The organism is Oceanobacillus chungangensis (assembly GCF_003369565.1).
GTDB lineage: Bacteria > Bacillota > Bacilli > Bacillales > Amphibacillaceae > Oceanobacillus > Oceanobacillus chungangensis.
Genome location: NZ_PIOD01000016.1, coordinates 253,621 through 268,453, shown reverse-complemented (window position 1 = coordinate 268,453; position 14,833 = coordinate 253,621). Strand labels below are relative to the sequence as shown.

The 14,833-nt window shown below is 38.3% G+C and carries 11 protein-coding genes and 1 other annotated feature; of the genes, 1 reads left to right on the top strand and 10 read right to left on the bottom strand.

From position 1 onward, the window contains the following. Positions 1 to 333: 333 nt before the first annotated feature. The 3 genes from serS to guaB form a co-directional block, all read right to left on the bottom strand. Positions 334 to 1,608, bottom strand: coding sequence for a serine--tRNA ligase (serS, locus tag CWR45_RS14455; protein ID WP_115750563.1), 1,275 nt, complete (start codon positions 1,606 to 1,608; stop codon positions 334 to 336). 52 nt (positions 1,609 to 1,660) lie between these two features. Next, positions 1,661 to 1,886: a binding site (T-box leader), on the bottom strand. Positions 1,887 to 2,139: 253 nt separating this feature from the next. Continuing rightward, the gene (locus CWR45_RS14450; RefSeq protein WP_245975428.1) at positions 2,140 to 3,477 is read right to left on the bottom strand and encodes a serine hydrolase; all 1,338 of its coding nucleotides are present in this window, start codon (positions 3,475 to 3,477) and stop codon (positions 2,140 to 2,142) included. A 258-nt stretch (positions 3,478 to 3,735) separates the two neighbouring features. Next, the gene (gene guaB, locus CWR45_RS14445) at positions 3,736 to 5,208 is read right to left on the bottom strand and encodes an IMP dehydrogenase (protein ID WP_115750562.1); all 1,473 of its coding nucleotides are present in this window, start codon (positions 5,206 to 5,208) and stop codon (positions 3,736 to 3,738) included. Positions 5,209 to 5,458: 250 nt separating this feature from the next. Between guaB and CWR45_RS14440 the strand changes: the two genes are divergently transcribed. Beyond that, on the top strand, positions 5,459 to 6,403 hold the full coding sequence (locus CWR45_RS14440) for a YaaC family protein (protein ID WP_115750561.1): 945 nt from the start codon (positions 5,459 to 5,461) through the stop codon (positions 6,401 to 6,403). On the opposite strand, the gene CWR45_RS19890 is transcribed toward CWR45_RS14440, so the two are convergent. The 7 genes from CWR45_RS19890 to yaaA form a co-directional block, all read right to left on the bottom strand. Further along, complete coding sequence (locus tag CWR45_RS19890) at positions 6,389 to 6,547, bottom strand: hypothetical protein (RefSeq protein ID WP_170138874.1); 159 nt, start codon at positions 6,545 to 6,547, stop codon at positions 6,389 to 6,391. The two genes, CWR45_RS14440 and CWR45_RS19890, sit on opposite strands and share 15 nt — an antisense overlap. A gap of 284 nt (positions 6,548 to 6,831) precedes the next feature. After that, positions 6,832 to 7,926 carry an HD-GYP domain-containing protein gene (locus CWR45_RS14430; protein ID WP_115750559.1) on the bottom strand — a complete coding sequence of 365 codons (1,095 nt, stop codon included), beginning with the start codon at positions 7,924 to 7,926 and terminating at the stop codon, positions 6,832 to 6,834. A gap of 207 nt (positions 7,927 to 8,133) precedes the next feature. Continuing rightward, the gene (gene gyrA, locus CWR45_RS14425; protein ID WP_115750558.1) at positions 8,134 to 10,644 is read right to left on the bottom strand and encodes a DNA gyrase subunit A; all 2,511 of its coding nucleotides are present in this window, start codon (positions 10,642 to 10,644) and stop codon (positions 8,134 to 8,136) included. A gap of 336 nt (positions 10,645 to 10,980) precedes the next feature. Beyond that, positions 10,981 to 12,906: a DNA topoisomerase (ATP-hydrolyzing) subunit B gene (gene gyrB / locus CWR45_RS14420; protein ID WP_115750557.1), complete on the bottom strand. Its 1,926-nt coding sequence runs from the start codon at positions 12,904 to 12,906 to the stop codon at positions 10,981 to 10,983. A 143-nt stretch (positions 12,907 to 13,049) separates the two neighbouring features. Next, positions 13,050 to 13,331, bottom strand: coding sequence for an extracellular matrix regulator RemB (gene remB, locus CWR45_RS14415; protein ID WP_115750556.1), 282 nt, complete (start codon positions 13,329 to 13,331; stop codon positions 13,050 to 13,052). Positions 13,332 to 13,354: 23 nt separating this feature from the next. Next, positions 13,355 to 14,467: a DNA replication/repair protein RecF gene (recF, locus tag CWR45_RS14410; RefSeq protein WP_115750555.1), complete on the bottom strand. Its 1,113-nt coding sequence runs from the start codon at positions 14,465 to 14,467 to the stop codon at positions 13,355 to 13,357. A gap of 5 nt (positions 14,468 to 14,472) precedes the next feature. Next, a complete protein-coding gene (gene yaaA / locus CWR45_RS14405) occupies positions 14,473 to 14,694 on the bottom strand; it encodes a S4 domain-containing protein YaaA (protein WP_114914789.1) in 222 nt (73 codons plus the stop codon). Positions 14,695 to 14,833 lie beyond the last annotated feature (139 nt).

The following is a 14,833-nucleotide window of genomic DNA, read 5'->3' as shown; positions in this document are numbered from 1 at the left end:
ATCGCGCTTCGTTATCTCATCTAGGCTCTTCTCCCCGCAGAACAAGAAAGGCTTCGGCAGCATTACATCGCACGAAGAAAATCGCTCTTTATTTTCGAGGAGTCTTCGTGTATTTCTTACGCTGGGATTATGAGGAATCATATATAAAAGAGAAGCTTGACGCTTACAATAGATGTTAATTAAAAATTACAATTGTCACTAGTTTGCACCCTATATTAGCTAATCATTAGCACTTCTTATTAGTCTAGTTTTTGTGACATTCCTTCACAAAACAGCTTTCCTAATACAAGAAAAAGGCAGAGAGCGATTTCTGCTCACTGCCTTGTCTCGAAACTATTTAATAACTTCTTTGCCACCCATATATGGACGTAATGCTTCTGGTACGATTACAGAGCCGTCCTCTTGTTGGTAATTTTCTAAGATGGCTGCAACTGTTCTACCAATTGCCAGTCCTGATCCGTTTAATGTATGCACATATTCAGGCTTGCCATTTGCTTCTCTTCTAAAGCGAATGCCCGCACGTCTTGCTTGGAAATCTTCGAAATTAGAGCAAGAAGAGATCTCACGATACTTCTCTTGGCTTGGCATCCAAACCTCGATGTCATATTTCTTCGCTGCTGTAAACCCTAAATCACCTGTACACATGCTCATTACACGGTATGGTAGGTTTAGAAGCTGCAATACCTTTTCAGCATGCCCAGTAAGGACTTCTAGTGTTTCATAAGAATCCTCTGGTTTTACAAAATGAACTAGTTCCACTTTATTGAATTGATGTTGACGAATTAATCCACGTGTATCGCGTCCAGCAGATCCAGCTTCAGAACGGAAGCTTCCGCTAAATGCAACATATTTTATTGGTAAATTTCCTCCTGCTAAAATCTCATCGCGATGATAGTTTGTTACTGGAACCTCTGCAGTCGGAACCATAAAGTAATCCCAGCCTTCTAGCTTGAATGCATCCTCTTCAAATTTAGGAAGCTGTCCAGTACCAGTCATACTCGTACGATTCACGATTGTTGGCGGAAGCATCTCTACATAACCATGTTCATCTGCATGCAGCTCCATCATGAAATTAATTAGTGCACGCTCAAGTCTTGCACCTAGTCCTTTATAAAATACAAAGCGGCTCCCTGTTACCTTTGCTGCTCGCTCAAAATCTAGAATGTCTAGGTTAGATGCAATATCCCAGTGGGCTTGTTCCTGATAATCAAACGCAGGCTGTACACCCCAGTTACGAATTTCAATATTATCCTCTTCATCCTCACCAACTGGTACACTTTCATGTGGAATGTTCGGGATAGAGAGCATAATTTGTTGTAATTGCTCTTCAATTTCGTTTAACTGATGATCGAGTACGGTAATCTGATCACCAACTTCACGCATTTCTTTGATTGCTGGTTCTGCATCTTTTTTCTCTCGCTTCAACACAGAAATCTGTTTTGTTGCTTCATTTCGCTTCGCCTTTAACTCTTCTGTTTGGATAATTAGTTCTCTTCGTTTACTGTCTAACTCTTCGAAATGATCGAGCTCAGATAAATCCTCACCGCGATGGGTAAGCTTTCCTTTTACTTCTTCAAAATTGTTACGTAAATACTTCATGTCTAACATAGAAATTCCTCCTTATAGTGTTTTAGAATACAAAAAACTCCCGTCCCTAATAAATAGGGACGAGAGTATATTTCCCGCGTTGCCACCCTTGTTGAAGAGAATTGTCTCTTCCGGCTCAGACGTATTAACGGTACGATACCGGGTTTATTTACTAAGATACAGGTCTTTTCCATAAACCAGTTCAAGGATGGATTCACAACATTCTAACGTCGATTTGCACCAACCACCGACTCTCTAATGATAGAGATGCTGTTACTAGTTCCTATCAATACTGTTTGCATTTAATTACAGTCTATTTTAATCAATTTTCTAAATGAATGCAAGTGCTTAGAACAAAAAGCGCAAGCACCTGTTTAGCGACGTCCTGTCGCGTTTTTAACTGAACTTCCTTTCACCTAGCGAATCGATGTTAACTTATTGTACGGAGGTGAAGGAAGTCTCGCTAGGAGCACGGGCGCTGGAGCTGGACTTTGCCTCTCCTATCACAAGAATTAAAACAGGAGATATTTTATACTTTCTTAGCTACTAAAATTAGCTGAATAAACCTTTAATCCAATCTACAGAAGTAGTGAATAGATTCGCAAAGAAATCACCAATTGCCCCTAATGTAAGCATGAACCAATTTGATTTCTCTACTGCATTGTCAGTTACTAAATCGAAGGTAGATTCGCTTTCAGGGAAAATATAACCAAAGTCATTTTCACCGTCAAATGCCAGGGTTGCTGTACCAACTACTTCACCTTTTTCAATCGGTGCTGTTAATTCCCCATCTTTATTTAGTTTATCTTTATCAATATTGTATTCAATATGATACTTGTCTGCATCATCTGGATTAATTGGTAATGTTATTCCTTCACTTAGGGAAACTTCAACCGTGTCTTCTTTCCCTTTTGCAACTGGGATAGAAGATTCACCTTCCAGCTTGTAGCCTTTCGGGAATAATTCCGTTGATTGGAATTGTGTATAACCGTAATCCATTAATTTAGCTGTTTCTTTAAAGCGTTCATCTTCACTAGCTGTTTTCATTACAACTGAAATCAATCGACTGCCATTACGTTCAGATGTTCCTGTAAACGTATATCCTGCTAGAATCGTATGGCCCGTTTTTAGCCCGTCCATACCTTCATAATAATATTGCTTAAAGTTTGTAGCATCATGTGGAAGCATCCAATTAAGATTCTCTACTGTATATCCTTCAAATTGTACTGTCGTTTGTTTCGATATATCCAATGCTTCTGGATAATCATTAATTAAATGAAAGGCTAGTAATGCAGCTGATTTCGCTGATAATAAGTTACTGCCATTTTCATCTTCTAAATCTGGATTAATGCCAACAAGGTCGGCATTATCGATACCTGTCGCATTAACAAATTTATATTCAGGAAGACCCATTTCTTCCCCTTTTTGATTCATTAACTTTACAAATTCAGCTTCAGAACCAGAAATAAGTTCTGCAAGTGCAATTGTTGTACCATTATCGGAGAAAACCGCCATAGCGTTGTATAAATCCCGAACTGTATAATCTTTATCTTGTGTTAATCCAATACCAGAAAATGACGGGTTTGCAGAGACTTTATATGGATAATCACTTATTTGTGTAGTCGTATCCCAACTAATATCTCCATTATTAATCGCTTCAAGTACTAGATATTCAGTCATCATTTTTGTCATGCTTGCTGGAGGAAGAGCTATATCGGCGTTTTTAGAATACAAAACCTTCCCTGTTTCAGCATCTACTAATATTGCTGATTCTGCGTTAAGATCTAACGTTCCTGCTGCTTGTGCAGAAAATGATGGTATTATTAGTGACGTCATCAAAACTAAAGCTATAAGTAAAAATGACAGTCCTTTCTTGATATTTCGTGTCAACTTTCCGTACCTCCAACAATTTTTTGTACAATAATAATATGCACCATGCTATTTTAACATAGAAGAAGGCAAAAAAATAGACGGGAGGTTGAAAATCCCCATCTACCTTTTTTGATAGTTAAGAAAGTGTAAAAAAATTTCTTAACTAATATTCAAGTGACAAGAGAAGCCATATCTAGCTTTCACACCCAGCGACTAGCGAGAGACATCCCTCACTTCCGTACGTTGCTAACCAGATGCTTGCACTTTTGTTCCAAACTATCGGATAGAATAGTTTGGCGCTTCTTTCGTAATTTGAACATCATGTGGGTGGCTTTCAAGCAATCCAGCATTCGTAATTCGGATAAACTGGCTATCCTTACGTAATGCTTCAATTGTACCTGTACCACAATAGCCCATTCCTGAACGTAATCCACCAACTAATTGATGTACTGTATCAGCAACAGATCCTTTATATGCAACTCTTCCTTCAATACCTTCTGGAACAAGTTTCTTATTATCAGATGATTCTTGGAAGTAACGATCCTTCGAGCCTGCTTTCATTGCTCCTAATGAACCCATTCCACGATATACTTTATATTTTCTTCCTTGATAGATTTCCGTTTCCCCAGGGCTTTCTGTTGTTCCTGCGAACATGCTACCCAACATAACAGCATGTGCACCTGCTGCTAACGCCTTGACGATATCACCAGAATATTTAATTCCACCATCCGCAATGACTGGAACGCCATATTCACTTGCGGCTACCGCACAATCATGGACAGCAGTTATTTGCGGAACACCAACACCTGCCACAACACGTGTCGTACAAATTGATCCAGGACCAATACCAACTTTCACTATTGTAGCACCAGCTTTGATTAGAGCTTTTGTACCTTCAGCAGTTGCTACATTTCCTGCAATAATATCTAAATCAGGGAATATATCGCGAATTGCTTTAATTTGATCCAATACACCTTTTGAATGTCCATGTGCCGTATCGATAACAATCGCATCTACACCAGCGTTGACCAATTGTTCAATTCGTTTTACAGAATCGCCAGTAACACCTACTGCCGCTGCAACAATTAGTCTTCCTTGCTTATCCTTCGCTGCATTTGGAAATTCGATTACCTTTTCAATATCCTTAATTGTGATTAACCCTTTGAGAATATTATTATCATCTACTAATGGCAGCTTTTCGATTTTATATTGCTGCAGAAGATTTTCAGCCTCTTCTAATGTCGTTCCTACTGGGGCTGTAACAAGATTTTCACTTGTCATTACTTCAGCAATCGAAATTGAATAATCTTGGATAAATCGTAAATCCCGGTTGGTTAGAATACCTACTAATTTTTGCTCCTCAATTGAATTTACAATTGGAACACCAGAAATACGGAATTTCCCCATTAAATGCTCTGCATCATATACTTGATGCTCAGGAGTTAGGAAAAATGGATTCGTAATAACGCCGCTCTCTGAACGTTTCACACGGTCAACCTGTTCTACTTGCTCCTCGATTGTCATGTTCTTATGTATAACACCAAGACCACCTTGACGAGCCATTGCAATCGCCATTTCTGCTTCTGTAACAGTATCCATTCCCGCGCTTATAAGCGGTGTCTTCAGCTTTAAATTCAGTGATAAATCTGTACTAAGATTAACATCCCTCGGCAAAACCTCTGATGCTGCGGGTAATAACAACACATCATCAAATGTTAATCCTTCTTTCGTAAACTTATCTTCACGCATTATTAGTCCTCCTTTTATTTAGTAGTTAAGAAAGTATAAAAACTTTTTTACTCATAAGTGCAACTAAGGAAGTCACCGAAAGACTTGGTGACTTCCAAGTTTTCTAATGTATGTTATGAAGTAAAAAGATAAAACTAGGTAGGCATATCTATTTTTATATACAATACGCGAACCTACCCCATATTTCAACCAGAGTTTATTGGAAACGGAAAAGAAAGTAGATTCTGAAATATCAATCTGAGGTAAAATAATGAAAAAATTTAATGAATTCTATACTTATCTGCAATCACAACAAACCGCGCAAAAATACCTATTCCATCGTTATAAAGAAAACGGAATCGCAGAGGCAGAATCAAAGAGCTACGAAAATTGCAATACGTTTATTTATTATCTTAATCATGGGAACCGATTTTTCGAGAGCGGAAAGCAACTCGATCTTTTTGCGCGTCCAATTTTGTATTTTTATGGGATGACCCATTTACTAAAAGCATGCCTTTTAACAAAACGACCGGATTACCCTGAATCGACTACTAATTTAGCCCATGGTGTAACAGCAAGAAAGCGAAAGAAAAAGAATTATAGCTTTATGGAGGATGAAGTAAAGGTACAGCATAATGGACTACTGCCATATTTCTCCGAACATTTATTGTCTATGAAAAAATTGCCATTTGAGAAGATTAGCATGGGAGAACTACTAGGTTTAATCCCTGAGATGGATTCCTACTTTACATACGATGCGCAGGCAAAAATGGTGGTTGTTGGTTCCTGTCACTCTCCACATTTACAATTTCCAATGCACCTATTAGATACCTATTATTTAACAGAGAATGCCTTTATACACCGAATTAAAGCCCACTTGCCAAGTATTAAGCAAATCAATCATGATAAGACTACCATTTACATCGAATTAAATTCGTTGCTTAACCCATCGGCAGCAGGGCCCTTATTCTTTCATATGAAGGACCAGACCATTTATTTCCCAATCCACCGGGAATCATATTATCCAATTTCTGAAATTATTATTCACTATTTGCTTTTGTATAATCTAAGTATGTTAAGCCGTTATGAAACAGAGTGGTGGGGCGAGCTATTGCAATTAAAACCTGATCAGGATTATCCATTCATCACACATTTTCTTCAGATTGCTGCTGAGAAGATACCAATGATGCTTGAGCGTGAACTATACAGAAACTAGTGGAACGGAAGAAGTATATGTCGATCTAAACAGCGATATAACTTGGGAGGAGAATTTCTCACAGGCTATTCGCTCCAGAAATACACTACGCTTTCCGCGGGCGGCTGGTGAGCCTGCTTGTGCTACCGCACTTCGCAGTCTCACCGAGGCCTTTCCTCCCGCAGGAGTCTCCGTGTATTTCGTTCGCTGGGATTGCGCTATTACTATTATTTTACAGACTATCTTGCTAATCCGATATTACATTTCGCAGGATTATGCAAATTTTCCATCTCTTATGGTAGTTGATTGTAACAGAGGACGGGAGACTCTTGCTTGAATAGCAACAGTTTCACTGAATTCAACTCTAAGCCTACTTACTTCGAATTTTATATAATAAGCGTCAATAAAATAAGAAAAGACCATAAAAGTAAAAAGGACTAACCATCAGGCTAGTCCTTCATTATTTCATTAATATACAAATCTGGTCTATCTTTTAAGACGATAATTTCATTATTTGTATCGAGTTGAATCATCGGTCGTGTTGGGTTATCGGGATTGGTAAATACAATTTTACCTGTCTGACCATTGGATAACATGACCTTTGTGCCTGTTGCAATATTAAGCAGGTGTTCTATAAACACCTTTACAATCTGATAATCCAACTTCGAATATTGTTCTTTCTGTATTTCCTCAATTACTTGAAAAGCCGATTTTTTTTCTCGATATAATCGGTCACTTGTCATCGCATAATACGTATCGGCAATCGCGATAATTCTTGCGTAAATATGGATTTTATCTTGCGCAATTCCTAATGGATAGCCGCTGCCATCTAATCGTTCATGATGCTGTACAACAGCAAGCTTCACAGCAGGATTAATCGCTGGAAGATGTTCCAGCAGGCGATAGCTGAATGTTGGATGTTTCTTAATCTCGGCAAATTCGGAATCCGTGAGATAGCCCGTTTTGGAAATAATGTTAGAATCTATCTTAGCCATTCCACTATCACTTAGAAATCCAGCAAGCCCAATTTGTAACCATTCGCCTTTAGAATAATCTAGCTTTTTCCCTATATATGCGGAAAGTATGCCAACTGCTACACTATGGTAATAAATATACTCTGACTTTGTTGTCTCATGATGGAGGGTGTATGCTTCCGTATTAATGTTTTCAATTCTTTCTAACAGTGGAATAATAAGTTTTCTTACAGCTGGAATATCAATCGGCATTCCATTTTGCCACTGTATAAATAGCTGCTTATAATCGGCTACCACTTCAGTAAAATGGTCAGAGAACGATAGGTTTTGCTCTGCCTCTATTTGTTTCTGTTTAATGATTTTTTTTTGTTCAATCGCCTTTGGTACATATGTATCACCTGTGGCAAGTTTTGTCGCAACAGCCACCGTTTGGACTAAGTATTTCTGTAAAACCATAATATGTTCTTCTGTTAAAACCGTACTCTCTGGTATGATTGGTCGATTTGACTTTCCCTTAACGTCTCTTAATAAAACGCATCCTGGAATAAGTTGTGATGGTTCTACTAACATATTATTTCCCCCAGTTATTATAGAAAACTTGGTTGCCACCTTTTAAGTGACAGCCTATAGTGAAGAGGTTACTAAACTTGCTTTAACTGCTTAGAAAACATGTTTGTCTTTGACGTTTATATGACGCCCTTATTTGCACATATGTAAACATTAGATAAGGTGACCACCCCAAAAACTCAAAGTAAGCCACCTTGTCTGTTATTCACTTTATTCTTCGTCTGTATCTTGATGTACTGCTAAATCTGTCGTTCCTTCTGTATTCTCAACCGCTTCTTCAACTGCTTCTTGTTCGTGCTCAATTTTTGCAACTGTCGCTACTTCCTCGCCATCTTGTAAGCGAATTAAACGAACACCCATTGTACTACGCCCAGTTTCAGAGATACTTTTAACTGGAATACGAATCAACACACCAGCAATTGTAATAAGCATTAGGTCTTCGTCCCCTGTTACAGCTTTAACCGCTACAACATGACCTGTTTTCTCATTTAATTTACTTGTAAATACGCCTTTACCACCACGATTTATTCGGCGATATTCAGCTTCTGGTGTTTGTTTTCCATATCCATTACTAGTAACATGCAGAATTTTCGAGTCAGTCTCGATAATTTCCATGGAAACAACAATATCATCATCACGTAACGAAATACCTTTTACCCCTGCAGCTGTTCGTCCCATGGAACGAATTTGTGTTTCTTCAAAACGAATGAGGTAACCATTCTGTGTTGCAATCATAATATCCTTCGTACCATCTGTTAGTTTCACGGAAATAAGCTCATCTTCATCGCGCAGACCAACAGCAATAATTCCACCCTTGCGGATATTGGCAAACATAGATAATGACGTACGCTTCGTGATTCCTTCTTTAGTTGTAAAGATGAGATATGCATCTTCTCTGTATTCATTTACAGAAATTACAGCATTAATCCATTCTCCCTTTTCGATTTGCAGCATATTAATAATAGGGATTCCCTTAGCTGTACGGCTAAATTCAGGAACTTCATATCCTTTAGCCTTATAAACCTTCCCTTTATTTGTAAAGAAAAGAATCGTATCATGGGTTGAAGTCGATAATAAATGCTCTACGAAGTCGTCCTCATTCGTTCCCATTCCTTGAATTCCACGACCACCGCGGTTTTGCGTACGATAGGTCGATACCGGAAGACGTTTAATATAGCCTTGATGTGTAAGTGTAACAATAATATCTTCGACTGGAATTAAATCTTCATCTTCAAAGAATCCTATGCCGCCAGCGACAATTTCTGTACGACGGTCATCATTGAAGCGTTCCTTAATTTCAAGAAGCTCTTCACGAATGATTTCCAAAAGCTTTTCTTCATCCGCTAGAATCCCCTTTAATTCTGAAATAAGCGCTTGTAACTCATTATATTCATTTTCTATCTTTTCACGCTCTAAACCAGTTAATCGTTGGAGACGCATATCCAATATTGCTTGTGCTTGTTTCTCAGATAAATTAAAACGTTCCATTAACCCATTTCTTGCGATATCCGTTGTTTTCGAATTACGAATTAATGAAATTACCTCATCAAGATGATCGAGAGCTATTCGCAATCCTTCTAAAATATGTGCACGTGCTTCAGCTTTGCGAAGCTCGAATTCCGTTCTACGTCGAATAATTACCTTCTGATGATCTAAGTAATGCACTAAACATTGCTTAATTGTTAGCACCTTAGGGCGTCCATCAACTAGAGCAAGCATATTAATACCAAATGTTGTTTGCATCGACGTATATTTATATAAATTATTTAATACGACATTAGCATTAGCATCACGACGTAGTTCCATCACGACACGCATCCCATTACGGTCTGATTCATCTCGTAAATCAGTAATACCTTCAATACGTTTGTCACGTACAAGCTCAGCAATTTTTTCAATTAATCTCGCTTTATTAACTTGATAAGGCAATTCCGTAACAAGAATTGTTGACTTGCCATTTGCATGCTCTTCAATTTCTACTTTAGCTCGAATCGTAATCGAACCTTTACCCGTTTCATATGCTTTACGTATGCCGCTTCTCCCGATGATAATTCCCGCAGTAGGGAAATCCGGCCCAGGAATATAGCTTTCCATTAACTCATCAACCGTAATCTCAGCATCTTTACTGACCGCTAGAACGGCATCAATCGTTTCTCCTAAGTTATGTGGTGGAATGTTTGTCGCCATCCCAACAGCAATTCCCGACGTTCCATTAACAAGTAGATTAGGGAATCGGGCAGGGAATACGACTGGTTCCCGTTCTGAACCATCATAGTTATCACGGTAATCGATTGTTTCTTTATTGATATCACGGACAAGCTCCATCGCGATCTTTGACATTCTTGCTTCTGTATAACGCATTGCCGCTGCTGAGTCACCATCTACAGAACCGAAGTTACCATGACCATCGACAAGCATATAGCGATAACTAAAATCTTGAGCCATCCGAACCATTGTCTCATATACCGCTGAATCACCATGTGGGTGATACTTACCAATTACTTCTCCGACAATACGTGCTGATTTCTTATGTGCTTTATCAGAGTGCATTCCCAAATCATTCATTGCATATAATATTCTCCGATGTACTGGCTTCATACCATCACGTACATCTGGTAATGCCCTTGAGACAATAACACTCATGGAATAATCAAGAAAAGATGTACGCATTTCTTTACTAATATTTATTTCTTGAACACTTTGGCGTTCTTCCTCTGCCATCCTGATACCTCCTAAAAGAAAATCACTATCTGTGCTTTTCTAGATGTCAAATGAACAAAAGCGCAAGCGCCCGTTTAGCGACGTACGGACTGCGCCCCGCAGTTTGGGGTGGTTCGACGTGTCGAACATACCTTCGTAGGAGATAAAGGAAACACGATAAGCGTAAGCGAATCGATGTTGACTTATCGTACGTAGGTGAAGGAAGTCTCGCTAGTCGTTGGGCGCTGGAGCTGGCCGTGGCCTCTCTTGTTACATAAATGGAATAGGAAATTTTTATAAATTCCTATTATATTAGATAAAATCATCTAATTCTGACGGCCGTTCCTGAAATTTTGATTATATATCTAAATTTTGAACGTATTGTGCATTATCTTCAATAAAGATTCTTCTCGGCTCCACTTTATCGCCCATCAGCATATCGAAGACCTGATCCGCGTCAACCATGTCGGTTAATTCAACTTGAAGCAATGTTCGTTGATCTGGATCCATTGTCGTATCCCATAGCTGTGTCGCATCCATTTCCCCTAGACCTTTATAGCGTTGAATACCAGGCTTCGGCGCCTTAGGTATCTCTGCTAATAACGCATCTAATTGTTTGTCATCATAAACATAATGCACGGTTTTCCCTTGCTTCACTTGGTAAAGTGGTGGCTGTGCAATATAAATATAACCATGCTCAATTAATGGACGCATATAGCGGAAGAAAAATGTTAATAGTAAGGTACGAATATGCGCACCATCAACATCGGCATCTGTCATAATAACAACTTTATGATAACGTGCCTTCGTTATATCGAAGTCTTCTCCAATACCAGTACCAAGTGCTGTAATCATCGAGCGTATTTCTGTATTGGATAAAATTCGGTCAAGACGAGCCTTCTCAACGTTTAAAATTTTCCCACGTAATGGAAGGATTGCTTGGAAATGACGATCTCGTCCAGATTTCGCAGAACCACCTGCAGAGTCTCCCTCAACAATATAAAGTTCACTTATAGATGCATCTCGAGATGAACAGTCAGCAAGTTTCCCAGGTAAGCTTGAAATCTCTAAAGCACCTTTTCTTCGCGTAAGCTCTCGAGCCTTTTTAGCAGCCATTCTCGCTCTTGATGCCATTAAGCCTTTTTCAACAATAATTTTAGCAACAGCTGGATTTTCATATAGGAATTTTGAAAGTAAATCACTAAAAATAGAATCCGTTATTGTACGTACTTCACTATTTCCAAGCTTTGTTTTCGTTTGTCCTTCAAATTGTGGGTCAGGATGCTTGATGGAGACAATTGCAGTCATCCCCTCACGTACGTCATCACCCGATAAATTCGTTTCATTTTCTTTAATTAAATTACTTTTTCTTGCATAATCATTAATTACTCGAGTTAACCCTGTTCTAAAACCGACCTCATGGGTTCCACCCTCATACGTATGAATATTATTAGCAAATGAAAGAAGGTTACTAGCAAATCCATCATTATATTGAATGGAAACCTCTACTGAAATTTGTTGATCTTCACCTTCTGCGTAGAATGGTTCATGTAATACTTCTCTCGTTCGATTAATGTACTCTACGTATGATTTTATTCCACCTTCATAGTGAAATGTATCCATCTCTTCATCCGTCCGTTTATCTTCTAGAGTAAGTGTTAATCCTTTATTTAAAAAGGCTAATTCACGAACGCGCTTAACTAATGTGTCATAGTCATACACTATTGTTTCTGTGAATATTTCTGGGTCTGGAGAGAAATGGGTGATTGTTCCAGTTATTTCCGTTTCACCAACAACTTTAAGTTCTTCAGTTACTTTTCCTCGTTGGAAACCTAAGAAATGGACCTTCTGATCTCGATGTACATATACTTCTAAGCTACTAGACAAGGCATTCACAACAGATGCCCCAACACCATGGAGTCCACCTGAAACTTTATATCCGCCACCACCGAATTTTCCTCCTGCATGGAGAACGGTCATAATAACTTCTACTGCTGGTCTTCCTGTCTTTTTCTGGATATCAACTGGAATACCACGTCCATTATCCTTCACTGTAATACTATTATCTTTCTCGATAATGATATCGATTCGATCGCAATACCCCGCTAGTGCTTCATCAATACTATTATCAACGATTTCCCAGACAAGATGATGCAATCCCTTTTCGCTCGTTGATCCAATGTACATCCCTGGACGTTTACGAACCGCTTCCAATCCTTCAAGAACCTGAATCTGGTCTGCATCATATGCTGCATTATTTGAAACTTTGTCATCCATTGACATTTTCTCACACTCATTTCTTTTAGAAAACTTAGGATTCGCCCAGCATTTATTATGACTAGACGGTCTCCACCTTACTTATACAGACAAGATTTTTATCTGTTTATCAAACAATATATTTAACCTTAAAAAGGGTATTTTACCGATTAGGGGGACATTTGATCCGAATAATCTTCTAGCTTGCTAATTGTCGACATCATATTAGCCCGCTTCTGTAATGTCGCTACCGATATCGTAGTGTAATAAATCATATCTTCAGTGATCACAATTGATTTCGCATTTACAGTCGGTCCTACAATATTATTTCTAGTTGAAGATGTTTCAATCATTTCATCCATAATGGCGGATTCGGCAATCATTTGATAATCAATAATTGCAATAATATCTTGGGATCGAATAACGTTGGCATTGCCGATATGAATAAACATCTTGGACCCCCTTGGAATTTGGACTAATTCACGATTTCTCCATTACTAATACGAATTAACTCAGCCTTTTTTAAGGTTTCATGGTTAATTCCATCCACACTCGTAGTAGAGACAAAGGTTTGCACTCTTCCTTGAATGGTATTTAATAAATGAGATTGACGATGATCATCCAGTTCACTTAATACATCATCTAAAAGTAAAATTGGATATTCGCCTATTTCTTTATGGATAAGTTCAATTTCAGCCAGTTTGACCGATAAGGCAGTTGTTCGCTGTTGTCCTTGGGATCCAAAGGTTTGTACATCCTTCTTATTCACTGAAAAAAGCAGATCATCACGGTGGGGGCCGATAAGCGTGGTGCCACGTTCTATTTCCTTTGTTTGCATCTCTTCAAATTTAGTTAAATAGATCGTTTCTATTTTTTCTTTTGTTACTTCTTCTGATACTTCAATCGTAGCTTGATACTTAATTTCTAACTCTTCTCGTTCTCGACTAATTTCGAAATGAATAGGACTTGCCCAAGTACGCAGTAATTTTAAGAATGTAAACCGTTTTTCTAATATGATTGCAGCATGTTCAACTAATTGATCCGTTAATACTTGGAGCATGACTTTATCCGGCTTACCACTTCGTTGCATTTGCTTTAATAAATGATTCCTCTGTTTCAATACCTTTTGATATTGTCCTAAGTGATAGATATAGGTTGGTTGAATTTGCCCAAGCTCCATATCGATAAACCTTCTTCTGATCTGTGGCGCACCTTTCACTAGGTTCAAATCTTCAGGAGCAAACATGACTACATTGACCGCACCAATATAGTCGCTGAGGCGGCCTTGTTCCAATCTGTTTAATTTCGCTTTTTTCCCTTTGTTAGAGATGACGATTTCTAACGGAATCGTTTGCTGTCGTTTAGTTACCCTACCTTCTATTTTAGCATATTCTTTGTCCCATTGGATAAGTTCTTTTTCATGTGTCGTTCGATGGGACTTTGTAAAAGCTAAAACATGGATTGCTTCCATTAGGTTTGTTTTACCTTGAGCATTTTCACCAATAATCACATTTATCTTATCATCGAATGAAACTTCGAGTTGCTCATAGTTTCGGTAGTTTTTTAAATTCAATTGTTCAATGTGCATGCAGATTAATCCTCTTTTTTAACAACGTAAGAACCTACATCCTCTATCTCTACCACGTCATTTGTATAGAGTTTTCTTCCACGGCGATGTTCTAATTCTCCATTTACGATTACGCCAACATCCTGTAGGTAAGATTTCACCATTCCACCTGACTCCAATATGTTTAACAATTTCACAAATTGTCCCAATGTAATGTAATCCGTATTGATCTTCACTTCTTCTTGCATTTTTATCACCAGATTCTGTTTGATTTTTAAAGAGAATATTATTTTTTGGCTTGAACTTTATTTTAAAGTAATTAACCTTTAAAAGTTATATATACCTATTTTACTAAAGATTTTACGTTTAGGGAAGGATTACCCTCTT